The organism is Nocardiopsis camelliae, from assembly GCF_028993595.1.
Taxonomy (GTDB): domain Bacteria; phylum Actinomycetota; class Actinomycetes; order Streptosporangiales; family Streptosporangiaceae; genus Nocardiopsis; species Nocardiopsis dassonvillei.
This window is the reverse complement of the sequence record NZ_CP118614.1, coordinates 559495-585114: the sequence shown is the minus strand read 5'-3', so window position 1 is coordinate 585114 and position 25620 is coordinate 559495. Positions and strand designations below refer to the sequence as shown.

Here is a 25620-nt window from a genome sequence, read left to right as displayed (position 1 = left end):
GAACACGGCGGCGGAGCCGGAGCGGCCCGCCCTCCCCCGCGGCGGCGCGTCGCGGAGGGCGGACACGCCGGGCGCAGCCGGACCTCAGCCCTCGAAACGGACACGGCCCGCGACACGGCGGCCCCGGACGCCCCCGGGCAGGTCGATGTGGGCCTGACCACGCCACTCGGTGACCAGCCGGTCCAGTTCGCGCACGTGCCGGGCGGTCAGCGCGCCGGCCGGACAGCCCGCGGCGAGCGCGGCGCGGCGCAGCACCCGGGTGCGCAGGGACTCGGGGGCCCGCTCCAGCGGCGCCACGGCCAGCACGGGCCCGACCGGGCGCGCGTCCCGCCCGCCCCCGCCGCCCGGGTCGGACGCCTCCTCGAACAGGCCGTCGGAGAGCAGGTCCAGGGTGTCGGCGTCCGCGCGCAGCATGCCGGCGGTGCGGGCGAGCGCGGCGGCGATCCCCGGGCCCAGCGCGCGCTCCAGGGCGGGCAGCGCCTCGTGGCGCACGCGCGACCGGGCGAAGCGGGGGTCGAGGTTGTGCGGGTCCTCCCACGCGTCCAGGCCCATCCGGGCGCAGGCCTCGCGCACGGTGGCCCGGTCCAGGTCCAGCAGGGGGCGCAGGCGGTGTCCGGCGCGCGGCGCCATGCCCGCCAGCGAGCGGGCCCCGGAGCCGCGGGCCAGGCCGAGCAGGACCGTCTCGGCCTGGTCGTCGAGGGTGTGGCCGAGCAGCACCACGGCGGGGGCTCGGTCGGCGACCGCGCCGTCCAGCGCCTCGTAGCGGGCGCGCCGGGCCGACGCCTCGGGCCCGCCCGGCCCGGTCACCCGCACCGTCCGGACCAGGACGGGGTCGAGCCCGAGCCCGGCAAGGACCTTGGCCACCTCTTCGGCGCGCCGGTCCGAGCCCTCCTGGAGCCCGTGGTCGACGGTCACCGCCCCCGCGGCCCGGCCGACGCGGGGGGCCTCGAAGGCCACCGCGCCGGCCAGCGCCAGGGAGTCGGCACCGCCACTGCACGCCACGAGCGCCGTGGCGTCGGCGGGCAGGTCGCGCAGCACCCGCCGGACCGCCGAGCGCACGGCGGCGACGGCGGGGTGCGGACCGCTCACTCGTTGACGGCGGCCGGGCGCACGACCCGGTCGACCCAGGCGGTGGGGTTGCGGATCTCCGCCAGGGTGGGCAGGGTCTCGGGCGAGGTCCACACCCGGTTGAACTCGGTCATGCCGACCTCGCCCACCACGGCGCGGACGAAGGCGGCGCCCTCCTCGTACTGACGCATCTTCATGTCCATGCCCAGCAGCTGGCGCATGATCCGGTCGATCGGGTTGGCGGACTCGCGGCGCTTCTGGAAGCGGGCGCGGATGGTGGCGACACTGGGCACCACCTCGGGGCCGACGGCGTCCATGACGAAGTCGCCGTGCCCCTCGGCCAGGCTCATGACCGCGGTGACCCGGTCCATGATCTCGCTCTGCTCGGGGCTCTGGATGGCGGTGATGAGGTTGCTCTCGCCCCCGCCCCGGACGGCGTCGGCGACGGCCTCGCCCGCGGCGCGCAGCCTGCCGATGAGGTCGCCCGCGTTCATCTCCGACGACAGGAGCAGCTCCTGCATGAGCTCCTGGACGTGGCCGCGCAGCCACGGCGTGGCCGTGAACTGCATGCGGTGGGTCTCCTCGTGCAGGCACACCCACAGGCGGAAGTCCCGGGGGTCGACGTCCATCTCGCGTTCGGCGTTGACGATGTTGGGCGCCACCAGGGTCAGACGGCCGGTCGGCAGGGTGCCGTCGGGGTCGGGCGGCAGGAAGAGCTCGTACTGGCCGAGGACCTTCCCCGCCAGGTAGGAGAGCACCGCTCCGAGCTGCACCCCGGTGATCCGGGAGCCGACCGCGCTGGTCAGGTTCCCGGCCGGGCTGTTGTTGAGCCGGTCGGCGCCCATCTGTTCGAGTACGGGTTCGATGACCACTCGGAACCCGTCGACATTGGCTCGGATCCAGCCGGGGCGGTCCACGATGACCGCGGGGCCCGCTGGTTCGAGGGGGTTCATCCCGGTGAATTCGCGCACGTGTCCGGCCGCCACGGTGGAGAGCTCCCGCAACTGCGCGACGGCCTGCCGCGCGTCGGACAGGTCCACCTGCGGGCCCGGGCGCACGAGGCGGACACCGGTGTTCACGGCTACGTCCCAGTCGATCACAGTCACACCGCCAGCCTACCCACGAGGCGCGGGACGGCACGGGGATCAGGGTGGGAATTCCGGGTACCGCCCGGGATGACCCTGAGGACGGCCGATTTCCCCGGTTCCTCCGGTGTCACCGGGCGGTTGCGCGCGGCCGCCGGGCCGCGCGGCCGGGGGCGCGCCCGCGTGGTGATCCGGTCAGGAGCAGCCGCACTGGCTGAGGGCGGCGGCCAGGGGGTCCAGCCGGGAGCCGACGGCAGCGGGGTGGTTGGCCATGAAGGCGAACAGGAACACGTTGCCCTCCTGGTCGTGGATGGTCCCGGCCAGGGTGCTCACCCCGTTCAGGGTGCCGGTCTTGCCGCGCACCAGCCCCGCGCCCTCGTGCGCCGTGGAGTGGACCGAGTAGCGGCCCCCGCTGGCCAGGGTGCCCGTGGAGTTGGCCGTGGGCAGCCCGGTGACCGCGGCGTTGAGGTCGGGGCGGTCACCGCTCGCGGCCAGCCGCAGCAGCTCCACCAGGGCCCGGGACGTGATCCTGTTCTCGGTGCTCAGGCCGCTGTTGTCCGAAAGCTGGACGCCCTCCACGCCCAGGCTGTCCATCACCTGGTGGGTGGCCGCGGCGGCGCCGTCGAAGGAGGGCTCCCCGCCCAGGGCGATCGCGGTGACCCTCCCCAGCGCCTCGGCCATGTTGTTGTCGCTGGCCAGCATCATGTGCTCGACCAGGGCCGACATCGGGGGCGAGTCGACGCTGGCGACGGGCTCCCCGGAGGCCCGCTCCTCGGTGGGGGAGCCCTCGACCGTGATCCCCGCCTCCTCCAGCTGTCCGGCGAAGGCCTCGGCCGCGAACAGGGGCGGGTCCGGCACGCGCGACCCGTAGCCGCTGGCCTCGGTGGAGAACCTCCCGGAGTCGATCATCAGCGCGTGCACCGTGGCGGTGCTGCCCTCGGTGACGTAGTTGGGCTTCCAGCCGGGGCCGGTGTCCGGGCCGGTGAACAGCGAGTCGTCGTAGCCGAGGGAGACCGTGTCGACACCCTCCGCGCCCAGGGCCCGCGCAGTGCGCTCGGCCAGCTCCTCCAGGGTCGCTACCTGCGGGTAAGCTGCGGAGTCGGCGGTCGTGGTCAGGGTGACGTCGCCCTCTCCGCGCAGCACCACGCGGTCCTGTCCGGGCACCAGGTAGGCCTCGGTGCTCAGCACTTGGTCGGGTCCGACGGTGTCCAGAACGGCGACGGCCGTGGCGATCTTCGTGGTCGAGGCCGGGGTCACGGGGGCGTCCGGGTCCAGCTCGAAGAGCGTCTCACCGGTGGCGGCGTCCACGACGAAACCGGAGAGGCCCTCCTCGATCCCGGAATCCGACATGGGATCATCGAGGATGTCCGCGATCCGTTCCGGGGCCGCCGGAGTCGAGGCCGCGGGTTGCGCCGCCGCCACGCCCTCGGCGTCCGTGACGGGGTTGGGCGCCGCGGGAAGGGGACGCGCCCCGATCACGTCGAGGGCGACAAACCCGGCGATCAGCACGAATATGTTGAGCAGGGCCAGCGCGAGGAGCGCCTCGCCTCGTACCCGTCGCACTCGGGGGCACCTGCCCTTCCTTCGGTGTAGCGGCCTGACGTTGTAGTTATACGGCGACATTAGTCGCATTGGGAGCCGAGATCAGCATGGAATTCGACGTTACGATCGAGATCCCCAAGGGGGAGCGCAACAAGTACGAGGTGGACCACGAGACCGGTCGTATCCGTCTCGACCGCATGCTGTTCACCTCCACGACCTACCCCGCCGACTACGGGTTCGTCGAGGGGACCCTCGGCGAGGACGGCGACCCCCTGGACGCCCTCGTTCTGCTCAAGGCCCCGACGTTCCCGGGCTGCCTGATCCGGGCCCGCGCCATCGGCATGTTCCGCATGCGCGACGAGGCGGGGGGCGACGACAAGCTGCTCTGCGTCCCCGCGACGGACCCGCGCCAGGAGCACCTGCGTGACATTCACCACGTGAACGAGTTCGAGCGCCTGGAGATCGAGCACTTCTTCACGGTCTACAAGGACCTGGAGCCGGGCAAGTCCGTGGAGGGCGCCACCTGGGTCGGCCGCCACGAGGCCGAGCAGGAGATCGTGGCCTCGGTCAAGCGCGCCGAGGAGGCGGGCGTGCACGGCGACGCCTCGCACATCTCCGAGGTCAAGGAAAGCTAGTCAGTGCTCTTCGGGGCCTCCGCTTCGCTGCGGCCCGCCCGTCGCCCGCCACCGCCCGCCGGGGGCGCTTCGCGGCGAGGCGGGCTGCCACCCCCAACGGACGCGAAGCGCGGCTTTTCCCTTGTTCGGGCGCCCGGAGAACGGGAATCGGGTTGAAGCAGGCACAGTGGCGCCTCCGGTGAGACGGCTCGTGCCCACCCGTCGCCCACCACCACCCTCACCGGGCGCCTACGGCGCAGTCCTGCTTGCAGCCTCACCTCCGGCACCTCCAGAACCCCGTGGGCACCCGAACAACCCCCCAGAGCAGAAGCCCCGTCCACAGCGGCAGGCCCAGTCGCTCGCGAGCACACGTGTCACGGCGTCGCCGCGACGGCCCGGCGGAGGACTCCCCGTCGGGCCGCGCCGTGTCCGGGCGGTGTCCTCAGCGCTGGCTGCGCGAGGCGACCGCCCCGGGGCCCGGGAAGGGCTCGTGCGCGGAGTCCGTGGTGAGCACGTAGCCCGCCAGCACGATCAGCAGCAGGGCGCACAGCAGCGCCAGCGCGACGGGCAGCAGGGAGGCCAGGCCGCGGGTCAGGAGCGGGTCGCCCGGCGGTTTGGGGAAGCCCTCGCGGTCGAAGCGGTCGGCGCGCACGGCCACGTGCGTGCGGTAGCCGTCGAGTTCGGGTCCGACCATGCCGTTGAGCACCCGTGTCGGGACCAGCGCGGTGTTCTCCGGCAGCCCCGGCTCGTCCGGGGCCCCGGCCCGCGAACCGTTGGCCCGGTGGCGGGCGCACTCGGCCTCGGCGAGCGCGTGCAGCCACTCCCCCAGCCGGTCGGCGTCGGCGAGGCGCCCGATGTGCGCGCGGGCGACGATCAGCGTGTCCCTGAGCACCACGTGCGCGGCGTCGCGGTCGCGCAGGACCAGGATGCAGCGCCGGTACAGCTCCGCTCCGTACGCGTCGAGAAGCCTGGCGTAGGCGTCCTCCGGCGGAGTACGGCCGGAGCGCAGGGCGTGGAGAAGATCCCGGTCCGTCATAGACCAAGAATCTACGCCGCGCGCGGCACGGTGCTCACCGCTTTGTCGAAAGAGCGTCCGGCGGCATGGCGCGGGCGGGCCCCGGGGCCGCGCGGGCGGCTCAGCCCTCCTCCGGGGGTCGGCGCGGGTCCGGACCCCGGGGGGAGCCCGGCGGCGGCGCGGCCGGTCCCGCGGTGCGGGCGCGCAGCCACAGCAGCACGAAGGTGAGCGCGGTCAGAACGGCGACGAGCAGGGCCTCCCCCGGTCCGAGGAAGCCGAGCGCCATCACCCAGGCGGCCGCGACGACCAGCGCGCGCACCAGGACACGCGCCCACAGTCCCGGCGCCTCGGTGCTCAACTGCGCCTTCCGGGGACGGATGCCATAACGGCCGCTCCTGTCACTACGGCTGGGGGATGGAGCCTTTTCCGGCGGTGGCCGCACACCGTACTCGGGTTCCACATGTCACCACCACGGAGCGCCGCCCGCAACACGCCCCGCGAACGCCGGGGTGAGGGGGACGACACGCGCGGCCACCGCACCGTCGCTTGACTCCTCCCGGCCTTTGCTGGTCTCCTTACACCCATGTATCCGCGCACGCGCACCGACGCCATGGCTCGTACGGCCCCCGGGGCCTCCTGCCACCTGGCCCGTGCGGCGTGTCCGTGTTGTCGTCGCTGAGTCGTAGCCGAGGCGTCCTCGTACGCCGCCGACCGACCGCGTGCCCCTCCGCGCACCCCAGTCCATCGTGGACGCCGGGCGCTGGGCACCTCCCAGCAGGGTGATCTCCGTCTCCGCGTGAACCCGCGGGGCCGTTCCCCCTGCCGCCCCGGCGCACCGGGGCTTCCAGACGACATCCGCGCGCTCCCGTTCCCGGGACGCGCACACGTGAAGGATCCTCTCACGATGCCCCAGCGCACTCTCTCCGGCACTGCCGTACTCCCCGTTCCCCACAACGTCGCCGCACCGGCCGCCGCCGCACCGGCCCCGTCGTCCGCGCCCTCCCCCGGGAGCGCACCCGTCTCCCTGGAGGGGATCGGCGACGTGGTGGACGCCGGACGCCGCTCCGGCTATGCCCACCTGGGCGAGCGCCGCATGCCGACCCTGGGCCGCCTGGTGGCCGCCGCCCGGGCCGCCGCCGCCTCCCTGAGCGGGCCCGCGCTGCGGCCGTCCCGGCGGGGGCGCTGGCAGCCCGCCCCCCGTGCGGCCCGGCGCCGGGCTGGCGGCAGGCTCCGCGTGACCGCGGTGGCCCTCGAACCCAACAGCTTCGTGTCCGGTCCCGCCCCGCACCCGTCCCGACGGCACGGCATGGAGGTGCTGTACCTGGTCAGCGGGCGCGCCCACCTGATCGCCTCCGCCGCGGACGGGCAGATGCGCTCGGCGTCGGAGCTGTCCGCCGGCCGGGCCCGGGTCGTGGGCTCGGCCGGGGGCGGCGGCCACCACCTCGTGAACACCGGCGACGAGGTGGCCGTGGTGGTCCGGGTGACCGCCTGAACGGGCGCACGGGCACACGACCTCACTCATCGCCGCCCCGTTCGGCCGACGCCGCGCGCAGGGCGGCGTCGACCGCCTCGACCGACCTGAGGACGGCGGCCATGCGCTGTCCCTCCGCGAGGTAGGCGTTCATGACCTGGTCGAGGGCGTGCGGCGGCATGTGGTCGCGCAGGTCGACCCGGGCGGTCCGGTAGCCCTCCCGGGCGGCCTCCAGCGCCGAGGAGACGTACTGGTGGGCCAGCCGGGAAAGGGCGACCGGATGGCGCCGCAGGACGCCGTGCAACCGGTAGTCGGCGGGCACGTGGTCGAACAGCCACACCAGGGCCGTCTGCTCGAAGGAGTCCGCCCCGGGCGGGTGGACGCTCGCGGGCCAGTCCGGCGTCAGCGACTGATCGGGCATGCCTCCGATCATACCCGCTGTTCGAAAACCTGTTCGATGCGGCCAGGGGTCAGTCCACGGTCCCGGAGGATCCGGGCGCCCCGCCCTCGGCGGACTCGCGTCTCTCCATCTCCACGCGGATGGCCTGCTCCGCGGCGTCCACGGCGGCACGCGCGGTGATGGCGTTCGTGTGCGCCCGGTCCAGCTCCTCCAGGAGGATGCAGTCGAAGGAGACGCGGGCGTCGTGGATGGCTGCTTCGAGTTGACGTGATGCCTCTTCCAGACTCATGTCCCTCTTCCTTCCCCAGAAGTCGGCACTTGCACATCAAGGGCCCCAGGCGTCTCCAGCCGTAGTGCGCGCGGCACGCTCCCCAGGCGGACTGTCCCCGCGCCGTTCTACGATGTTCACGAATCGCCGCTGTTCACGGCGGTGCCGACCATCCGGCCGAGAGGATCCCATGCGCAACCGCTTTCCCGGGACATGCACCGACTGCCAGTCCTCCGTCGGCGCCGGGGAGGGTGTCGTCGTCAAGGAGGGCGGCCGGTGGCGCACCTACTGCGCGGAGCACGAGCCGCGCCCCACCCCTCCCGTCCGGGGCGGCCACCCCGGCTGGCACACCACTCCCCTGCTGGGGTTCGACACCGAGACCTCCTCCCGCGACCCCGACACCGCCTTCCTCGTCTCGGCCGCGCTGGTGGACCGCGGGGGCAAGGCCCGCACCTGGCTGGTGGACCCGGGCCCCCGGGAGATCCCGGCGGACGCCGTCGCCATCCACGGCATCAGCACGGAGCGGGCCCGGGCCGAGGGCCGTCCAGCCGGGGAGTGCCTGGAGGAGATCGGCCAGGCCCTGGCCGACCAGCTCTCCTCCGGTCAGGGGCTGGTGGTCTTCAACGCCCCCTACGACCTGCGGGTGCTCTCCGGGGAGATGCGGCGGCACGGGCTGACGACCCTCGCCGAACGCCTGAGCGGCCCCCCTGCGCCCGTGGTGGACCCGCTGGTGATCGACCGGGGCGTGGAGCCCTACCGCAGGGGCAAGCGCAACCTGGGCGCCATGTGCGAGTACTACGGCGTGGAGCTCACCGACGCCCACACCGCGTCCGCCGACGCCTCGGCGGCGCTGGCCCTGGCCGAGGAGATCGGCGCCAGGCACCCCGAACTCGCCGCCGTCAGCCTGGCCGAGCTGCACCAGAGCCAGGTCGACTGGTCCCTGGCCTTCGCCCGCAACCGCCAGGAGTGGCTGGACCGCAGCAAACCCGGCCACGGAACCGTGGTGGACGGCACCTGGCCCTGACGGGCCGGTCCGCGTGTGCGGTCGGGCACGGAAGCGGGTAGGTCCCGAAGCGACGCGATCTTGGGGGACGACATGGTCTACTTCATCCTGGTGCTGCTGGCGGTCTGGCTCATCCTCGCCATCCTGGGCATGGTCATCAAGGGCCTGCTCTGGCTCGCCGTCATCGGCGCCGTCCTGTTCGTGGCCACCGCCGTGTGGGGCTGGTTCCAGAACCGGCAGCGCGTCTGAGGGCCGCGCGGGCCCGGGCCGGACGACGGCGCGCGGCCCGCGGGAGGACCCGGGCCCGTCCGGGCGATCGCGGAGGGCCGACGCCGTGGGCGGCCTGCCCGCCGAACAGGCACCTGGTCACCCGATCGGCCACCAACGCGAAACGCCACCCCGGACCGGGGTGGCGTTTCGGCTGGAGCCGCCTGTCGGAATCGAACCGACGACCTATTCATTACGAGTGAATCGCTCTGCCGACTGAGCTAAGGCGGCGCGCCGCCGCGTGTTCCACGCGGCGATGCGGTCACCATTCTAGCCCCTCGGCGGAGTGCCGGGGACACGGCGGCCAGCTCACCCGGCCGCCGGTCTCAGGCGCAGGCCATGCCGTCCTCGGGCACGGTGAGGTCGACCAGGTAGGCGTCCACGATCCCGTCGATGCACTGGTCGCCCATCCGGTAGCCGGTGTGTCCGTCGCCGTCGCGGGTCACCAGGAAGCCCGAGGCGAGCTGCTCGGCGAGCGCCTCGGACCACGCGTAGGGGGTGGCCGAGTCCCGGGTGGTGCCCAGCACCATGACGGGCGCGGCGCCGTCCCCGTCCAGCTCCACGGGCGGGTCGACCGCCTCCTCCGGCCAGTACGCGCAGGGCAGGGCGCCCCACGCCAGGCCGGGGCCGAAGATCGGCGACTCCTCACCGGCCTGGGCCGCGGCCTCGGCGTAGGCCTCCACGTCGCGCGGGCTGGGCGAGTCGGAGCAGTTCACCGCGATGAGCGCGGCGGTGGAGTTGACGTAGGCGTCCGTGTCACTGCGGCTGTAGAGGTCGTCGGCGAGCTGGAGCAGGAGGGTGCCGTCGCCCTCGGCGCCGGCGGTGAGGGCCTCGCGCACGCGCGGCCACCAGTCCTCGGTGTAGAGCGCGGCTAGCACGCCCAGTTCGGCGCGGGCGCGGTTGACCTCGCGGTCGTCCATGCTGTTGGACAGGGGGTTCTCGGCGGTGTCGGCCAGGAAGGCGGTCAGCTCCCCGATGCCGTCGTCCACGCTGTCGCCGGGGCCGCCGAGCGGGCAGTCCGACCGGCTCAGGCAGTCCTCCACGAAGGCCCGCAGGGCGGTCTCGAACCCGGTCGCCTGCTGCACGCTGAGGTCGAGCTGACCCTGGCTGGGGTCCACGGCGCCGTCGAGCACCAGGGCGCGGACGCGGTCGGGGAACTGCTCGGCGTAGTGGGCGCCGATGCTGGTGCCGTAGGAGGCGCCCAGGTAGGTGAGCTTCTCGTCGCCGAGCAGGGCGCGCAGCAGGTCCATGTCGCGGGCGACGTCGGCGGTGCCCACGTGCCGCATCAGCTCGGGGTGGTTGGCCTGGCAGGCCTCGACGAAGCCGCGGCTGTCCTCCTCCAGCTCGGTCAGCTCGGCCGCGGAGACCTCGGACATGTCGCCGTCGCCCTCGACGCTGTCCACCCCGCCGAGGAACTCGTCGATACCCTCGGCGTCCAGACAGGTCAGCGGTGAGCTGCGGCCGACACCGCGCGGGTCGAACCCGACCACGTCGAACCTCTCGCGCACCGCGTCGCTGACCGTGTGGGGGGCGTGGTCCACGAAGTCGTACCCGGAGCCGCCGGGCCCGCCGGGGTTGACGAGCAGGGAGCCGAGGACGTCACCGCCCTCGGAGGGGAGGCGCTTGACCGCGATCTCGATGCGCTCGCCGTCCGGGTCCTCGTAGTCGAGGGGAACCTCGTAGGTGGCGCACTCGGTGCCGGGCCCTCCGCTCTCGCACTCGCCCCAGGCCAGCTCCTGGTCGGTGAAGGCCGCCAGGTCCCCGGAGGGTCCGGGCGCGGCGCTTCCCTCCCTCTGCTGGTCGCCCTGCGCCGTGCACGCCGTCGCCAGCAGCACGGACCCGGCGAGCACGGCCGCCCACGGTCCCCGAACCCTCGTCGCCAACGGTGCCCCGCCCTCTCGTCACGTCCGACCGCGACCGACGTGTCGTCGGCGCCGATCCATTCTCCACGACCGGCGCGGCCCGCACCGGTCGAACCCGCGTTTCTCCCCCCGCCGGGGCGGTGTCCCGTCCCCGGCACCGGGCCGCCGCACCGTCCCGTGACGGGTTCGCCCGGAGGGCCGCGCCCGCCGCGAGACCGCCGGAACGGCGCCCGGGGCGGCGGCCCCGCCCGCGGGCGGGGCCCGCACGGCGGTCGCCTATCCGGCCAGGAGGGCGGAGGTCATGGCCTCCATGGCGATCTGGGGGTGCACGTTCGCGGCGATGCGCTCGCGGCACTCCATGATGGCGTCGATCCTGCGCAGCGTGGACTCCGGTGTGCTGGAGCGGGCGACGCGCTCCAGGTCGCCGGAGCGCTCGACCGTGGACAGTTCCACCCTCGCGCCCAGCTGGAGGGTGAGCGCGTCCCGGTAGAACGCGACCAGGTCGAGCAGGGCGCGGTCGTAGGAGTCGCGCTTGATGCGGGTGGCGCGGCGCTTCTGCCGCTCCTCCAGGTCCTTCATCGCGCCCGCGGAGCCGCGCATCGCCTTGGCCACGCCCTTGCCCGTGGAGCCCTCGCCGAACGCGGCCCGCAGCTCCTCCCTCTCCTTCTCGTCGAGCGCCGTGGTGAGGGCCTTGGACTCCTCCTCGGCGATCTCGTAGAGCCGGGCGGCGGAGGTGACGCACGCGCCGAGCCCGTCGAGCCGGGCGGGGATGGACAGCACCTCCTCCCGGCGTCTGCGCGCCTCGGGGTCGGTGGCCAGCTGCCGGGCCCGGTCGATCCGCCCGGAGGCGGCGACCGCCGCCGCGCGGGCGGTCTCGGCGTCGATCCCGTCGCGCTGGACGAGGGCGTCCACCAGCTCCGGGGTGCCGGGCGTGGCCAGGGTGACCATGCGGCAGCGCGAGCGGATGGTGACGAGCAGGTCGTCGGGGGTGGGGGTGCACAGGAGCCACACCGTGCGCGGAGAGGGCTCCTCCACCGCCTTGAGCAGGGCGTTGGAGGCGGCCTCGGTGGCGCGGTCGGCGTCCTCGAACAGCACGATCCGGAACCGCCCGCCGGAGGGCTTGGAGCCCGCGCGCAGCACGAGGTCGCGGGTGGCGGCCACACCGAAGCTCAGCCCGCTGGGCCGCACGTACAGCACGTCGGGGTGGGTCCCGGCGAGGGTCTGGTGGCAGGAGCCGCAGTGCCCGCAGCCGCCGTCCGGGCACTGGAGGGCGGCTGCGAAGGCCCGGGCGGCCTCCGACCGGCCCGATCCGGGCGGCCCGGTGAACAGCCAGGCGTGGGTCATCCCCGTGCCCCGTCCGCCGGAGACGAGGTCGGCGGCCCCGGCGACGGCCCGCTGGAGCTGGCCCACCGTGGACCGCTGGCCGATGAGGTCGTCGAAGACCGTCATGCTTCCCTCCCACCGCTGGTGCTTCGGTCTTCAGGATAGGAGTCGGCGCCGACGTCCGGGCCGTTGTCCACAGGCCGGTCTCCCCCCGTCGGAGCGCCGGGAGCGCTCCGCCTCGCCCGGGCGGGGCCCCTACGAGCGGGCCCCGCCCGGACACGGACGAGGGCCCCCTCCCCCGGACGGGGGCAGGGAGCCCTCGGTGCGTCGGACGGCCCGGCCGCCCCGGCCTCAGCCCTGTCCGACCTCGTCGTTCCTGATCACCGGGATCATGCCGGTGACGGCCTCGGAGCTGCTCGGGACCGGGTCGGGCAGGAGGGAGCGCACCCGGCGCTGGATCTCGCGGGTGATCCTGTCCTGCGGCTCGCGGGCGTCGAGCACCAGGTAGCGCTCGGGCGCGGCCCGGGCCAGCTCCAGGAAGCCCCGGCGGACCCGGTCGTGGAACTCCGCCGGCTCGCCCTCGATGCGGTCGGCCGGGCCGCCCAGGCGGGACAGGCCGTCCTCGGGCCGCACGTCGAGCAGCACCGTCAGGTCCGGGACCAGGTCCTGCGTGGCCCAGTCGCTGATCCGGCGGATCTCGTCCGAGGACAGGTCGCGCCCCGAACCCTGGTAGGCCAGCAGGGAGTCCACGTAGCGGTCGCTGATGACGACCGCGCCGCGCCGCAGGGCGGGCAGGATCTCCTGCTGGACGTGGTCGGCCTTGTCGGCCGCGTAGAGCAGCACCTCGGCGCGCGGGGTGATGTGCGAGTTCTCCCGGTCCAGGAGCAGGCCGCGCAGGCGCATGCCGAGCTTGGTCGCGCCCGGCTGGCGGGTCCCGACCACCTCGAAGCCCTGGTCGCGCAGCCACACCGTCAGCTCGCGCACCTGGGTGGACTTGCCCGCGCCCTCGCCGCCCTCGACGACGATGAACGCGCCCGCGGGCTTGGACTCCTCGTCCTCCTCCGGCGCGATCGCGACGCCGCGCAGCGCCGCGAACAGCTCCGGGAGCAGGCCGGGACCGGCCTCGGGGTCGTCCCGGCGGTTCATCCGCCGGTAGCAGACCAGTGCCACGACCAGGACGGCCAGGCCGGAGAGCATGAGGACGAGGCCGCTGCCGCGCAGGTCGTAGCTCAGCGGGCCGACCGGGATCCGGTAACTGCCGATGAGCCCGGCGACCAGCGGGGCGAGCACGGCGGCGCCGACCAGGGTGACGCGGGCGGCGCCGTGCAGGAAGGCGAAGGCGGAGCCCCGGTGCTCGTCCTCCACGTCGCGGTCGAATACCGCCAGGCCGATCACGCAGGCGATGCCCGCGCCCACGCCGAGCAGCGCGGTGAGCACTGCGGTGAGCACCATGTCGGCGACGGCCCCGGCGAACAGCAGGGCCAGCCCGGCGAGGGCGATGCTCAGGCCGAACAGCCGACTGCGGCTGAACTGCTTGAGGACGCGCGGCCCGGCGACCATGCCCAGGGCCGTGCCCGCGAAGACCGCGGCGAAGACCACGCCGAAACCGGCGTTGCCCGCGCCCAGGCCCTCGACGTGCACGCGGCCGACACCGATGACCACGCCCCCGGCGGCGATGACGCAGAGCATGCCCGGAACCAGGCCGCGCACGCGGGGCGTGCCGCCCGCGTGGCGCCGACCGGTCCCCAGCGCGCGCAGGATGCCGCTGTCGCGGGTGTCGCTCTCCGCGTCCTTGGAGGGCTTGTGCCTGGGGATCGGCAGCCCGGCGACGACGACCGCCGCGACGAGGAAGGTGAGGCCGTTGAGGTAGAGGGCGACGTCGGCCTCGGGGCTGGCCATGGAGGGCAGCAGCGCACCGAGCACGTTGCTGACCGAGGCGAGCGCGGCGAACAGCAGCGCCGCGACGGGCGCGGTGCCGTAGGCGGTGAGCAGGCTCAGCCGGTTGGCCTGCCCCAGCAGCTTGCGGGGCACCAGGTTAGGGACCGTGGCGTCCTTGGCCGGGGTCCAGAACAGGGCGACGACCTCGGCCAGGAGGGTGGCGATGAGCAGCCACTCCAGGGCGAAGCCCGGGAAGAGGAGGCCCACGACGGGGATGGAGACGTACAGCACGCCGCGCAGGACGTCGCCGACCACCATCGTCCACCTGCGGTCGAGGCGGTCGGCGACCGCCCCGACCAGGGGGCTGAACAGGATCGACGGGACGAGCTTGATCGCCACGACGCCGCTGACGGCCAGGTACTGGACGAGCTGGGATCCGTCGGCGGTGAAGACGGTCGCCAGGGACACCAGTGCCAGCAGGCTGAGCCAGTCGCCCAGGCTGGAGAGGGAGAGAGAGATCCACAGCCTTCGGAAGGGTGTGATCGCAAGAACGTTGCGCGCCTCGGCCGGCGCTCCCAGGGGTGCAGATCTGCTCATAGCGCTCAAGATTATCGGTGAGGGGGAGAGGGAACGGCGGGTCACGGACCCGCCTCAGAATCGTTGGATAGCTCCGGGGAACGCGCACGTTTCCGTGTCCCCGTGAGTCCTGCCAAGCGTAGTACGGAAGACTGCTCCCGCACAGGGGTGAGGGTGCGCCCACCCGGGGTGAACACGCGGGAGACCGCCCACCCGGACACCCCCGTCGGGGGTGTCCGGGTGAGCCTACGCGTGCCGGGGCCCGGGAGACGAATCCCGGCCGCTCCGCCGCGCCCCGCGCCTATTCCTCCGGGGCGGCGGAGCCGGAGGAGCCGGTCGTCCTCCTGGCCGACGACTTCCCGGCGGACGTCGTGGAGGTGGACGCCTTCTTCGTCGCAGTGCCCGTCTTCTTGGCCGCCGTGCCGGTCTTCTTCGCGGGCGCCTTCTTCGCGGCGGGCTTCTTGGCCGCGGGCTTCTTGGCGGGCGCCTTGGCGCGGCGCTCGGCCAGCAGCTCGGCGGCCCGCTGGTCGGTGATCGACTCCACCTCGTCGCCCTTGCGCAGGGAGGCGTTGACCTCCCCGTCGGTGACGTAGGGGCCGAACCGGCCGTCCTTGATCACCATCTTGGCGCCCGAGGCCGGGTCCTCGCCCAGCTCGCGCAGCGGCGGGGCGGCGGCGCGGCGGCCGCGCTGCTTGGGCTGGGCGAACAGCGCCGCGGCCTGCTCCAGGGTGACCGTGAACATCTGCTCCTCGGTCTCCAGGGAGCGGCTGTCGGTGCCCTTCTTGATGTAGGGGCCGAACCGGCCGTTCTGCGCGGTGACGTCCTCGCCGTCGATCTGGCCGACCACGCGCGGCAGCGACAGCAGGCGCAGCGCGTCCTCCAGGGTGACGGTGTCCAGGCTCATCGACTTGAGCAGCGAGCTGGTGCGCGGCTTGACCTTGGCCTTGGCCCTGGTCTTCTTGCCCTCCTCGGCCTCCTGAGGCTCCTCGATCACCTCGGTGACGTAGGGGCCGAACCGCCCGGTCTTGGCCACGACGACGCGGCCGGTCTCGGGGTCGGTGCCCAGCTCCCGGTCACCGCTGGGCTGGGCGAACAGCTCCTCGGCCTTGTCGACGGTCAGCTCGTCCGGCGCCAGGTCCTCGGGCACGTTCACCCGCACACCTTCCCGGTCCAGGTAGGGGCCGTAGCGCCCCACCCGCAGCACGATGTCGGTGCCGGGCAGCGGCAGGGAGCTGATCTCCTTGGGGTCGATGTCGGAGAGGTTGTCGTTGACCAGCTCCTTGAGCCCGGTCTCACGCTGGCCCTCGGTGTCCTCGCCGCCGAAGTAGAAGCGGCGCAGCCACGGCAGGCTCTCGGCCTCTCCCCGGGCGATGTCGTCGAGCACGTCCTCCAGGCGCGCGGTGAACTCGTAGTCCACCAGGTTGCCGAAGTGGCGCTCCAGCAGCTGCACCACGGCGAAGGCCAGGAAGGACGGCACCAGGGCCGTGCCCTTCTTGAACACGTAGCCGCGGTCCAGGATGGTGCCGATGATCGAGGCGTAGGTGGAGGGGCGGCCGATCTCGCGCTCCTCCAGCTCCTTGACCAGGGTGGCCTCGGTGTAGCGCGCGGGCGGCCGGGTGCTGTGCCCCTCGGCCTCCAGGTTCTGGGCCTTGAGCGGGTCGCCCTCCGACATCGCGGGCAGGCGGCGCTCGCGGTCGTCCAGGTCGGCGGCCGGGTCGTCGGAGCCCTCCACGTAGGCCTTGAGGAACCCGTGGAAGGTGATGACCTTGCCGGTCGCGCTGAACTCGGCGACCTCGCCGTCGGAGGAGGTGCCCTCGATGCGCACGGTGACGGACTCGCCGACCGCGTCCTTCATCTGGGAGGCGACGGTGCGCTTCCAGACCAGCTCGTAGAGCCGGAACTCGGGGCCGGACAGGCCGGTCTGGGCGGGCGTGCGGAAGGTGTCGCCGGACGGGCGGATCGCCTCGTGCGCCTCCTGGGCGTTCTTGACCTTCTTGGCGTACACGCGCGGCTTGTCGGGCAGGTAGTCGCCGCCGTAGAGGCTGCGCACCTGGGAGCGGGCGGCCTTGACCGCGCTGTCCGACAACGTGGTGCTGTCGGTACGCATGTAGGTGATGTAGCCGTTCTCGTACAGCCGCTGGGCGACCTGCATGGTCTGCTTGGCCGACAGGCCGAGCTTGCGGGAGGCCTCCTGCTGGAGGGTGGTGGTGCGGAACGGCGCGTAGGGCGAGCGGCGGTAGGGCTTGCGCTCCACCGAGGAGACCGAGAACCCGGCGCCGCCCAGCCGCTCGGCGAGGCCGCGCGCCGCCGCCTCGTCCAGCTGGCGGACGGGGCGGTCCGAGCGCAGCGTGCCCTGCGGGGTGAAGTCGCGGCCCGCGGCGACGCGGGTGCCGTCCACGGAGACGAGGGCGGCGGGGAAGGTGGCGGGGCCTTCGGCGACACCGGCCTCCGTGGCGTCGAAGAGGGCCTTGAGGTCCCAGTACTCGGCGGAGGTGAACGCCATGCGCTCGCGCTCGCGCTCGACCACCAGGCGGGTGGCCACGGACTGCACGCGGCCAGCCGAGAGCTTGGGCATGACCTTCTTCCACAGCACGGGGGAGACCTCGTAGCCGTAGAGGCGGTCCAGGATGCGCCGGGTCTCCTGCGCGTTGACCAGGCGGGTGTTCAGGTCGCGGGTGTTGAGGGCCGCGCGCTGGATGGCGTCCTTGGTGATCTCGTTGAACACCATGCGGCGGACGGGGATGCGCGGCTTGAGCTCCTCCAGCAGGTGCCAGGCGATCGCCTCGCCCTCGCGGTCCTCATCCGTGGCGAGGAGGAGTTCGTCGGCGTCGGCCATGAGCTCCTTGAGCTTCTTGACGTGCGCCTTCTTGTCGGTGTTGACCACGTAGAGCGGCTCGAAGTCGCCGTCGACGTCCACCCCGAGCCGGGCCCACGCCTGCCCCTTGTACTTGGCGGGGATCTCGGCGGCCTTGTTGGGCATGTCGCGGATGTGGCCGATGCTGGACTCTACGACGTAGCCGCGCCCCAGATAACCGGCGATGGTCTTCGCCTTGGCCGGTGACTCGACGATGACGAGGGCGGTGCCCGCCCCCTGTCGTCCGCTGTCCTTCGAGCCGTTCTTGCCGGCGCTGCCCTTCGTGGGTGGCACGCTCTTCCCCTACGTCTAGCCCTACGTGATCTTTCCGGCCGCGGTCTGTCGGAAGCCCCTGGGAACCGACAGTAACCGAAACTCCAGGCGCTCCCCCCGTCGGTGGGCGGAAGGGACTGCGCCCTCCGCGGGTGAGGGCCCCGTCGCTCTGGGTGGACACCCGGTCCACGCCCACCGGCACCCGCAGAATAAGCGCTTCCCGAACCGGTACCGGTCCGTAGCGTACGTGAGCCGCCCCGGCAACGTGGGCCGGTTGGCCAGCACCGCCTCTGACGAGCACCCATAACGGCCCCCACGAGTGACTTCGGTCACACTTGGTGGTGGTGGAGTGCCTGCTTTCCCCAGAATGCGGCGAGTCCTCCCGGATATTCCCGGGAGGACTCGGCTCGCGTCACGGGCTGACGGCCAGCTCCTCCGCGCTCCCGCAGTCCACCGCGTTCCTCACGGAACGGGAGTGCGGAGGCGGGTCGTCGTGGCCCGTCGACGCGTACGGCACGCGTTGTGCCGGTCCGGGATCGCGCTCCGTGTCCGACGCCGCCCTGTGGGATACGGCACCCCGCAGTCCACCGCGTTCCTCACGGAACGGGACGCCGTGCTCCCTCGGGCCCGCGCGGTCGCGGGCGCGATCCCCTGTTCTGTCGTTACAGGCCCACGCCCGCGGCGCCGAGCAGCTCGTTGACCGGGTCGGCCACACCCACGGGGGCGGACTCGGGCAGCTGGTCGGCGTGCTCGGGAGCGTGCTGCTCCACGGCCTGACGGGTGGTCTCGCTCACCTCGTACTCGACGGGCAGCATGTCCGAGACCGGGACCTCGGGCAGCTCATTCACCAGGGGCAGGGAGCCCAGGGCGCTGGGCTGGGCCTCGGGGGCGCTCTGGTGCACGACCGCGGCCCCGTCGTCGGTGCTGCTGGCGCCGGCCAGGCTCGCGACCGCCGCGACGGCGTTGCCGGAGGCGTTGACCGGGACCTCACCGTCCACGACCAGCTGGTTGCCGCCGACCGCGGAGCCGTTGCCCGAGGTCACGACATCCTCTTCCTCCTCCAGCACCAGGGCTCCGGTGTCGGTGGAGGCCGCGCCGGCCACGCCGCCGACCGCGCCGATGGCGTTGCCCGCGACGTTGACCGGCACGTCCAGGTCGACCACGGCCTGGTTGCCGCCCACCAGCGAGCCGTTGCCGGAGGTCGCGATGGACTGGTGCTCGCGCGGGGCCGACTGGTGCTCACGGGGCGCCGACTGGCGCAGCACGCCCGTGTCCACGCCGGAGGTGTCCGGCAGCGGCAGGATGGTGGCGTTCCTCGCGGCCTCGTTCACCAGGTCCATGGCGGTGTACTCGGCGGGCGCGGAGTGGTGCTCGCGGTGCCCGTGGCCGTGGCCGTCGTGCACCAGGGCGCCGGTGTCGGTGGCCGCGGCGCCGGCCACGCCGCCGACCGCGCTGATGGCGTTGCCCGCGACGTTGACCGGCACGTCCAGGTCGACCACGGCCTGGTTGCCGCCCAGCAGGGAGCCGTTGCCGGAGGTGGCGGCGTCGGGGGCGTGGTGGTGGTGACGGTGGCCGTGCTGGTGCTCGACCACAGCGGCGCCCGTGTCGGTGGTGCTGGCGCCCGCGATCCCGGCCACGGCGGCGATGGCGTTGCCCGAGACGTTCACGGGGATCTCGCCGTCCACGACCAGCTGGTTGCCGCCGACCGCGGAGCCGTTGCCCGACGTGGCCGCGTCGGGGCCGTGCTGGTGGTCGACCACGGCCGCGCCGGTGTCGGTGCTGCTGGCGCCGGCCGTGCCCAGGACGGCGCTGATCGCGTTGCCGGAGACGTTCACGGGGATGTCCCCGTTCACGACCGCCTGGTTGCCGCCCAGCAGGGAGCCGTTGCCGCTCGTGACGGCCTGGCTGTCCGCGAAGGCCACTCCGCTGCCCAGCGCGACGAAGCCCGCTGTCAGGAGCACCGACTTCGCGGATGTGCTGACCCACTTACGCATGTGGGAGGTCCTTTCAAGCATGTCGATGAGTCGATGAGAAGGTGTGTGCTCGGGCCACAGGCCGTTCCACGCCCCTGGGTGGGGTGCGGGCCTTCGGCCAAGGCCGGGGTTTCCTTCCGGTCCGCCTCGCACCTGGGAGGTGCGTGCTACCGGTACTGGGAGAGTGCGCCGCGGTCCCGCTCCGCTGGTTGCGGCGGAACGCGCGCACCCCGTCCATCAGCCCCGCCCCGGAGGGCGGCGGCTGACGTGAACCCCGCGCACATGGCCTTGGCCGGTGCTACGGGACTCGCGTCAGCCCCCGGGCCGCGAACGGCCCGGGAGGCCGGGGTCAGGCGCGGGCGCGGCGCCTGCCGAACAGGAGCAGTCCGGCGCCCGCGGCGATCGCGGCGGCGGCGCTCGCGAGCAGACCGCTCAGGGCGCTGCCGTCGGTGCCGGTCTTGGCGAGCTCAGGGGCCGGGGGCTCCTGGTCCACGGCGGGCGGGGAGACGGGCTCCTCGGGCGTGCCGCCGCCACCGCCGTTGTCACCGCCGCCGTGGTCGCCGCCACCGCCGTTGCCGCCGTCGTGGCCACCGCCGCCACCGTGGTCGCCGCCGCCACCGTGGTCGCCGCCGCCGTAGCCGTCGTCGTGACCACCGTCGTGACCACCGCCGTCGTGGCCGCCGTCGTGGCCCCCACCGTCGTGCCCGCCGTCACCGGGCTCCTCCCCGTAACCGGGCTTCCCCGGCTTCTCGGGGGTCTCCGGCTTCTCGGGGTTCTCGGGCTCCTCCGGGGTCTCCGGCTTCTCGGACTCGTCGGGGGTCTCGGGCTCCTGGGGCTTCTCGGGCGTCCAGGTGGAGCTGTCGTCCTGCACCGCGGCACCGCTGTCGGTGCACTGGGCGCCCGCGACGCCGAGGACGGCGATCGCGTTACCGCAGGCGTTGATGGGGGCGTCCAGATCGGCCACGATCTGGTTGCCGCCGAGGATGGAGCCGTTTCCGCTGGTGGTGGTGTCGGCGTAGGCCACTCCGGCACCGGCGGCGGTGAAGAATCCCGCGGCCACCAGTGCGGCGATACGGGCGTGCGTGTCGTAGGTCATCGCGTGTCCTTTGGTCAACGAGAAAGTTCGGCCAGCTGCTCGTGGACCGCGGACGGAGAGCTTCGTGCTCCGGGGAAGCCGGGGAGAAGGCACGCCCGCCGGATTCGGCGAGGCGGCTGCGCGCAGAGGAGCGCACGGACCGGCCGCGGTCGTGGAAGACGCGGCTAGTCGGGAGCGAAGGAGGGGTCGTCCGCGGCGTCGCGGACAACCAGGGTGGGGTCACCGGGAAGGGCGACCCGCTGGGCCCGGGGAGCCAGGTGGTCGGCCCGGGCCGTCAGGAACCCGGCGGCACCGGGCGCGGGGAAGGACGGAGACGCGGCGCCGGTGGCGTCCGCTCCGGCCTGGTGGTACCCGCCGCCCGCGATGAGGCGGATGCGCTCAACGGGGTCGTCGTCGCCCGGCGCCCGGTCGGCGCCCTCGTCGGCGACCCGGTGCCAGACGGACGGGTCCACGGGAGCGTGGACGGCCGTCACCCCGCCGGTGCGGTCCCCGTCGCCTTCCGCGCCGGAGCCCTCGTCCTCGTCGGACGCGGAGCGCTTGGGCGCGGGAGCGGTCGGGGAGAGTTCGTCGGCGCCGCCGAGGACGGGCAGGCCGAGCGGCGCCGCGGTGCCCGCGGAGCCGCCGATCCGGTCCTGCACGGCCCGGGTGGACTCGGCCAGCCCATCGGAGACCGTGCCCACCAGGCTGCTGTCACGCAGCGAGCGGTCGGTGGACTCCACCACGTCGTGGCCCCTGCGGGCGATGCCCCCGACGAGGTCGCCCGCGCCGCGCGCGGTCTCGTCGACGGCCCGGGTGGTGTCCTCGACCGCCCTGTTGGCGGCGGATCCGGTCCTGGTCCGCTCCAGGGCCGCGGTCACGCCGGTCCCGTGCAGGGTCTCGGCGGGAAGAGCGGCCGTCTGGGGAACCACGGTGTCGGTGAGCGACTCCGTGGCCGAAGCGGCGCGGGCCGTGGCGTCGGAGAGGCGGGCGCCGCGGATCTCCTCGGCGGCGGCCTGTCCGGCGCGTCCGGTCCCGTCTCCGACCTCCAGCACGCGGTCGACCAGGCCACCGGACTCGGGGGCGGTCTCGCCGTGGGCGACACCGATCCCCCCGGCCAGCCATGCGACGGCGACGATGCCGGACAGGAGCAGCAGCCGGGCGGGGCTCAGGGCCATGCGGGCAGCGCGACTGGAGACCAGCCACTCCTTGCCCGCGAGCACCATGGATGCCCCCCGTTTCGCTGCCACTGGACGGTCCCGTGCGGTGGTCCCGCCACGGTCACACGCCGGTGCTGTTCCGCGCCCGCGAAGGCGGGCGGGGAGCCGAGCACCGTCGAACTCACAGCAACACTAACATCACGTTCGGTGACGGGAAGCCGAATGGCGAACCGCGCCGAAAAAGTTCTCGGCGCGGTTCGGCTGAGGGGACGGCGCAAAGCGCCCGGGGTCAGCTCAACCCGACGAAACGGTCCAGGACCCGGACCCCGAACCGGAGGCCCTCGACCGGGACGCGCTCGTCCACCCCGTGGAACATGCCCGCGAAGTCCAGCTCAGGGGGCAGCTGGAGGGGGGCGAAACCGTAGTTGCGCACCCCCAGGCGCGAGAAGCTCTTGGCGTCCGTCCCGCCGGAGAGGCAGTAGGGGACGGCCTTGGCTCCGGGGTCCTCGGCCAGCAGCGACTCGGACATGGCGCTGACCAGGCCGCCGTCGAAGGAGGTCTCCACCGCGGGCAGGTGGTGGATGAACTCGCGGCTGACCTTGGGTCCCAGCAGCCGGTCGATCTCGGCGAAGTACGCGTCCTCGGTGCCCGGCAGGAAGCGACCGTCCACCTGGGCGGTGGCCTCGCCCGGGATGACGTTGGCCTTGTAGCCGCCGCCCAGGACCGTGGGGTTGAGGGTGTTGCGCAGGGTGGCGCCGATCATGCGCGCGATGGGGCCCAGGCGGGCGACCGTGGCGTCCACGTCCCGCTCGTCGAAGGGGATGCCGAACTCCTCGCAGATCTCCTCCAGGAAGGTCCGCACGGTCGGCGTGAGCTGGACGGGGAACCGGTGCTCGCCCAGCCGGGCGACGGCCGCCGCCAGTTCGGTGACGGCGTTGTCGGTGTTGACCATCGAACCGTGCCCGGCGGTGCCGCGCGCGGTCAGCTTCATCCAGGCGATGCCCTTCTCGGCTGTCTCGATGAGGTAGAGGCGCCGGTTCTCCTTGACCGTGAACGAGAAGCCGCCGACCTCGCTGATCGCCGAGTCGCAGTCGGCGAACAGGTCGGGGTGCTCGTCGACCAGGTACTGGGCGCCCCAGGTGCCCCCGGCCTCCTCGTCGGCGAGGAAGGCCAGCACGATGTCGCGCGGGGGACGGCGGCCCTCGCGCAGGCGCTGGCGCAGCATCGCCAGGACCATCGCGTTCATGTCCTTCATGTCGACCGCGCCGCGGCCCCACACGCAGTCGTCGGCGACCTCGCCCGCGAAGGGGTGGTGGGTCCAGTCCTCCGGGGCCGCCGGAACGACGTCGAGGTGGCCGTGGATGAGCAGCGGGGGACGACTGGAGTCCTCACCCGTGATCCGGGCCACGACGTTGCTGCGCCCCGGGTGCTTCTCGTAGATCCTCGACTCGACCCCGACCTCGTCGAGCTTGGCCGCCACGTACTCGGCCGCCTTGCGCTCCCCGGGACCCGAGTGGTCGCCGTAGTTGGAGGTGTCGAACTCGATGAGCTCCCGGCACAGGTCGACCACCTCGACCTCGGCCGCGCTCAGTTCCCTGCCTGGCTCCGCCATCTGACACTCCCGTCCAGCCGCACCTTGTCGCCCTACTGTTCCACCGACCCTGCCACGTCTTCCACCGGCGGAAAACATGGTTCGCGCGGTGTTCGACCTTTGCTATGGTTGACGTGTCCGGCGCGGGAGCGCCGAGCACACCCGGTCCGGGTGGCGGAATAGGTAGACGCGCTAGCTTGAGGTGCTAGTGGCCGTTAAGGCTGTGGGGGTTCAAGTCCCCCCTCGGACACAAACGAAGGCCCTGCTCAGCGGGGCCTTTTTTCATGCCCCGGTTGCGACGGAGGGCGCAACCGGAAAGGCGCGCAGGCGACGTGTCGCTCGCGGAGGACGACGGCGCCGGGGTGTGACCACCGCGCGGCGCTCTTGGGAGCAGACCGGGAGCGGAGGCTCCGCACCGACTCCGTCGATGCCGCCGCGTTCCACCGCGCTCATGGCACCGGCGGTCGCCGCACCCGAAATCTCAGCCATTCGGCGGACCCGCCGGCGGGGTCCCGCTCACTACGTTGCTTTGCACGCACCCAGCCCCAGAAGACCGGCACGGAGTCAGCGGGCACGATCAGGCAAGGAAGAGCAGTGGGTACAGCAACCGTATGGACCAGCGCGGGCGCGGTCGTCGTGACGACCGGCCTCGCACTCTCCCTGACCGGTGCCCTACCGGTCGGCTCCGCCTCCGCGGACGAACAGAGATCCGCCGACGACCGGGCGCTGGCCGCGTTCCACGACCAGGGGGTGGAGTGGCGCGAGTGCGAGGACTTCTTCCTGGAGGGCCTGGACTGCGCGCAGGTGGAGGTCCCGCTCGACTACGGCGAGCCCGGGGGCGAGCGGATCCACGTGGGGGTGAGCCGCCGTCCGGCCGAGGTCGGCGAGGAGGAGCACCGGGGCGTCCTCTTCGTCAACCCCGGAGGGCCCGGAGTCCCCGCACGCGAGTTCGCGGGCGACATCGGCTCCACCCCGGCGGGCCGGCCCTACGACGTCATCGGCATGGACCCGCGCGGCCTGGGCGCGTCCACCTGGCTCGACTGCGGGCAGGATCCGCCCACCCTGCCCCGGCAGCCCACCGACGAGGAGATCGAGCAGATCTTCGACCGGCAGCGGGATTACGCCGAGGCGTGCGACGAGGCCGACGGCGCCATGCGGGCCCACTTCACCACGGCCAACACCGCCCGCGACATGGACGTCGTCCGCGCGGTGCTGGGCGAGGAGGAGATCGACTACCTCGGCGCCTCCTACGGGACCTACCTGGGCGCGGTCTACGGGACCCTCTTCCCCGAACGGCTGGACCGCGCCGTGCTCGACTCGGCCGTCGACCCCGACGGGGTCTGGCGCGAGAACTTCCTGAGCCAGGCATCGGCGGACACCGCCAACGTCGAGCGCTTCGCGGACTGGTTGGCCGAGCGTGACGAGGTGTTCGGGCTCGGGAGTACGCGGGAGCAGGTCGTCAGCGCGTTCGAGCGGACCGCGGAGCGGCTGGACGACGAACCGCGGGACGGCGAGGACGGGATGACCTACGAGGGGCACTACTTCCGGAACCTGGTGAGCGCGTCAGCCGACGACCAGGGGAGCTGGGACGAGTCGGCCCGGCTGCTCAGGGCCCTGGTCGACGGATCCCCGATTCCGGAGGCCCCCGAGGCCCCCGAGGCCCCCGACACCCCCGAGGCCCCGCAGTTGCCGGAGGACCCGGAGGAGGCCGAGGAACAGATGGAGCGGATGACGGGGCCGCCCCACCTGGCCGAGGCGCTCGTCTGCGAGGCGGAGTGGCCCACGGACCCGGACCAGTACCGGTCGGACATGCGCGAGTCCAGGGACGCCAACCCCTTCGGCACCGGCGCGGGGACGGCCGGGCCCGGGGTGTGCCTCTACTCCGAACAGCAGCCGACCGAGCCCCTGGTCGACCTGGCGCGCGAATGGGAGACCCCGGCGCTCGTCATCGCCGGTGAGTTCGACACGCACACCCACTACGAAGGTGGAGTGGCCATGGCCGAGCGGCTCGACAGCCCTCTGGTGACCGTGGTCGATGACGGCAACCACATCTTCTACAACCCCGCGTTCGTGGGCGACGGAGAGGATCCCCTGTACCCGTGTGTCGCCGATGCGGTGGAGTCCTACCTTCTCGACGGCCGGGCCCCGGAGGACGAGGACTGCCACGACCGTCCTCGACCGGACGACGCGAATCCCTAGTGTCTCGTGTCGGGTCCCCGGAGGCTCGGAACCGGCGCTCCGCCTTCTGCTGACCCGGCCTGCCGCCCGTGGGAGCCGTCTCCGGACTCCGCCGGCGGGAGCGGTCCGATCCCGCCGTGCGGGCGG

General features: G+C 73.3%; 20 protein-coding genes and 2 tRNA genes. 6 read left to right on the top strand and 16 right to left on the bottom strand.

The annotated features are described in order from the left end of the window. Nucleotides 1–84 precede the first annotated feature (84 nt). The 3 genes from tilS to dacB all read right to left on the bottom strand — a co-directional run bounded on the left by tilS (nucleotide 85) and on the right by dacB (nucleotide 3716). On the bottom strand, nucleotides 85–1089 hold the full coding sequence (gene tilS, locus PV789_RS02735) for a tRNA lysidine(34) synthetase TilS (protein WP_274976023.1): 1005 nt from the start codon (nucleotides 1087–1089) through the stop codon (nucleotides 85–87). Next, the gene (locus PV789_RS02730; protein ID WP_212644627.1) at nucleotides 1086–2168 is read right to left on the bottom strand and encodes a zinc-dependent metalloprotease; all 1083 of its coding nucleotides are present in this window, start codon (nucleotides 2166–2168) and stop codon (nucleotides 1086–1088) included. Before PV789_RS02730 ends, tilS begins: the two co-directional genes overlap by 4 nt. A 180-nt stretch (nucleotides 2169–2348) precedes the next feature. Continuing rightward, nucleotides 2349–3716, bottom strand: a complete 1368-nt coding sequence (gene dacB / locus PV789_RS02725; protein WP_274976022.1) for a D-alanyl-D-alanine carboxypeptidase/D-alanyl-D-alanine endopeptidase — start codon at nucleotides 3714–3716, stop codon at nucleotides 2349–2351. 86 nt (nucleotides 3717–3802) lie between these two features. On the opposite strand from dacB, the gene PV789_RS02720 reads away from it, so the two are divergent. After that, nucleotides 3803–4330 carry an inorganic diphosphatase gene (locus tag PV789_RS02720; protein WP_013155954.1) on the top strand — a complete coding sequence of 176 codons (528 nt, stop codon included), beginning with the start codon at nucleotides 3803–3805 and terminating at the stop codon, nucleotides 4328–4330. Between the two features lie 421 nt (nucleotides 4331–4751). Here PV789_RS02720 and PV789_RS02715 read toward each other — a convergent pair whose 3' ends face one another. Beyond that, nucleotides 4752–5345 carry an RNA polymerase sigma factor gene (locus tag PV789_RS02715; RefSeq protein ID WP_274976021.1) on the bottom strand — a complete coding sequence of 198 codons (594 nt, stop codon included), beginning with the start codon at nucleotides 5343–5345 and terminating at the stop codon, nucleotides 4752–4754. A 100-nt stretch (nucleotides 5346–5445) separates the two neighbouring features. Then, a complete protein-coding gene (locus PV789_RS02710) occupies nucleotides 5446–5682 on the bottom strand; it encodes a hypothetical protein (protein WP_274976020.1) in 237 nt (78 codons plus the stop codon). Nucleotides 5683–6228: 546 nt separating this feature from the next. Between PV789_RS02710 and PV789_RS02705 the strand changes: the two genes are divergently transcribed. Further along, complete coding sequence (locus PV789_RS02705; RefSeq protein WP_274976019.1) at nucleotides 6229–6816, top strand: cupin domain-containing protein; 588 nt, start codon at nucleotides 6229–6231, stop codon at nucleotides 6814–6816. Nucleotides 6817–6838: 22 nt separating this feature from the next. On the opposite strand, the gene PV789_RS02700 is transcribed toward PV789_RS02705, so the two are convergent. Both PV789_RS02700 and PV789_RS02695 read right to left on the bottom strand, forming a co-directional pair. Then, nucleotides 6839–7228: a hypothetical protein gene (locus PV789_RS02700; protein ID WP_274976018.1), complete on the bottom strand. Its 390-nt coding sequence runs from the start codon at nucleotides 7226–7228 to the stop codon at nucleotides 6839–6841. 37 nt (nucleotides 7229–7265) lie between these two features. Then, complete coding sequence (locus PV789_RS02695) at nucleotides 7266–7484, bottom strand: hypothetical protein (RefSeq protein WP_019610471.1); 219 nt, start codon at nucleotides 7482–7484, stop codon at nucleotides 7266–7268. A gap of 169 nt (nucleotides 7485–7653) precedes the next feature. On the opposite strand from PV789_RS02695, the gene PV789_RS02690 reads away from it, so the two are divergent. Continuing rightward, nucleotides 7654–8487: an exonuclease domain-containing protein gene (locus PV789_RS02690; protein ID WP_274976017.1), complete on the top strand. Its 834-nt coding sequence runs from the start codon at nucleotides 7654–7656 to the stop codon at nucleotides 8485–8487. Nucleotides 8488–8559: 72 nt separating this feature from the next. Further along, entirely contained in the window at nucleotides 8560–8715 is a 156-nt protein-coding gene (locus PV789_RS02685) for a hypothetical protein (protein WP_026338560.1), read from the top strand. 173 nt (nucleotides 8716–8888) lie between these two features. On the opposite strand, the gene PV789_RS02680 is transcribed toward PV789_RS02685, so the two are convergent. The 9 genes from PV789_RS02680 to PV789_RS02640 all read right to left on the bottom strand — a co-directional run bounded on the left by PV789_RS02680 (nucleotide 8889) and on the right by PV789_RS02640 (nucleotide 23316). Next, nucleotides 8889–8964 (bottom strand) — tRNA-Thr (locus PV789_RS02680). Nucleotides 8965–9059: 95 nt separating this feature from the next. Continuing rightward, nucleotides 9060–10583: an alpha/beta hydrolase gene (locus tag PV789_RS02675; protein ID WP_274976016.1), complete on the bottom strand. Its 1524-nt coding sequence runs from the start codon at nucleotides 10581–10583 to the stop codon at nucleotides 9060–9062. A 288-nt stretch (nucleotides 10584–10871) separates the two neighbouring features. Further along, on the bottom strand, nucleotides 10872–12044 hold the full coding sequence (locus PV789_RS02670; RefSeq protein WP_274976015.1) for a DNA polymerase III subunit delta': 1173 nt from the start codon (nucleotides 12042–12044) through the stop codon (nucleotides 10872–10874). Between the two features lie 225 nt (nucleotides 12045–12269). Further along, the gene (gene tmk, locus PV789_RS02665) at nucleotides 12270–14393 is read right to left on the bottom strand and encodes a dTMP kinase (RefSeq protein ID WP_274976014.1); all 2124 of its coding nucleotides are present in this window, start codon (nucleotides 14391–14393) and stop codon (nucleotides 12270–12272) included. 280 nt (nucleotides 14394–14673) lie between these two features. Next, nucleotides 14674–17520, bottom strand: a complete 2847-nt coding sequence (topA, locus tag PV789_RS02660) for a type I DNA topoisomerase (protein WP_274976013.1) — start codon at nucleotides 17518–17520, stop codon at nucleotides 14674–14676. A 641-nt stretch (nucleotides 17521–18161) separates the two neighbouring features. Continuing rightward, nucleotides 18162–19493 carry a hypothetical protein gene (locus tag PV789_RS02655; RefSeq protein ID WP_274976012.1) on the bottom strand — a complete coding sequence of 444 codons (1332 nt, stop codon included), beginning with the start codon at nucleotides 19491–19493 and terminating at the stop codon, nucleotides 18162–18164. A 328-nt stretch (nucleotides 19494–19821) separates the two neighbouring features. Next, nucleotides 19822–20568, bottom strand: coding sequence for a chaplin (locus tag PV789_RS02650; RefSeq protein ID WP_274976011.1), 747 nt, complete (start codon nucleotides 20566–20568; stop codon nucleotides 19822–19824). A gap of 164 nt (nucleotides 20569–20732) precedes the next feature. Next, on the bottom strand, nucleotides 20733–21770 hold the full coding sequence (locus tag PV789_RS02645; protein WP_274978027.1) for a hypothetical protein: 1038 nt from the start codon (nucleotides 21768–21770) through the stop codon (nucleotides 20733–20735). 223 nt (nucleotides 21771–21993) lie between these two features. Beyond that, a complete protein-coding gene (locus PV789_RS02640) occupies nucleotides 21994–23316 on the bottom strand; it encodes a M20/M25/M40 family metallo-hydrolase (RefSeq protein WP_274976010.1) in 1323 nt (440 codons plus the stop codon). 144 nt (nucleotides 23317–23460) lie between these two features. Between PV789_RS02640 and PV789_RS02635 the strand changes: the two genes are divergently transcribed. Both PV789_RS02635 and PV789_RS02630 read left to right on the top strand, forming a co-directional pair. Next, a tRNA-Leu gene (locus tag PV789_RS02635) sits at nucleotides 23461–23545 on the top strand. Between the two features lie 344 nt (nucleotides 23546–23889). Next, entirely contained in the window at nucleotides 23890–25494 is a 1605-nt protein-coding gene (locus tag PV789_RS02630) for an alpha/beta fold hydrolase (RefSeq protein ID WP_274976009.1), read from the top strand. The last annotated feature ends 126 nt before the right edge of the window (nucleotides 25495–25620 follow it).

Coding starts and splice junctions, on each gene's coding strand:
- PV789_RS02715 (WP_274976021.1), bottom strand. CDS start 5,345: ATGACGGACCGGGATCTTCTCCACGCCCTGCGCTCCGGCCGTACTCCG.
- PV789_RS02700 (WP_274976018.1), bottom strand. CDS start 7,228: ATGATCGGAGGCATGCCCGATCAGTCGCTGACGCCGGACTGGCCCGCG.
- PV789_RS02650 (WP_274976011.1), bottom strand. CDS start 20,568: ATGACCTACGACACGCACGCCCGTATCGCCGCACTGGTGGCCGCGGGA.
- PV789_RS02670 (WP_274976015.1), bottom strand. CDS start 12,044: ATGACGGTCTTCGACGACCTCATCGGCCAGCGGTCCACGGTGGGCCAG.
- PV789_RS02645 (WP_274978027.1), bottom strand. CDS start 21,770: ATGGTGCTCGCGGGCAAGGAGTGGCTGGTCTCCAGTCGCGCTGCCCGC.
- PV789_RS02695 (WP_019610471.1), bottom strand. CDS start 7,484: ATGAGTCTGGAAGAGGCATCACGTCAACTCGAAGCAGCCATCCACGAC.
- PV789_RS02690 (WP_274976017.1), top strand. CDS start 7,654: ATGCGCAACCGCTTTCCCGGGACATGCACCGACTGCCAGTCCTCCGTC.
- PV789_RS02655 (WP_274976012.1), bottom strand. CDS start 19,493: ATGCGTAAGTGGGTCAGCACATCCGCGAAGTCGGTGCTCCTGACAGCG.
- PV789_RS02685 (WP_026338560.1), top strand. CDS start 8,560: ATGGTCTACTTCATCCTGGTGCTGCTGGCGGTCTGGCTCATCCTCGCC.
- PV789_RS02720 (WP_013155954.1), top strand. CDS start 3,803: ATGGAATTCGACGTTACGATCGAGATCCCCAAGGGGGAGCGCAACAAG.
- tmk (WP_274976014.1), bottom strand. CDS start 14,393: ATGAGCAGATCTGCACCCCTGGGAGCGCCGGCCGAGGCGCGCAACGTT.
- PV789_RS02640 (WP_274976010.1), bottom strand. CDS start 23,316: ATGGCGGAGCCAGGCAGGGAACTGAGCGCGGCCGAGGTCGAGGTGGTC.
- PV789_RS02705 (WP_274976019.1), top strand. CDS start 6,229: ATGCCCCAGCGCACTCTCTCCGGCACTGCCGTACTCCCCGTTCCCCAC.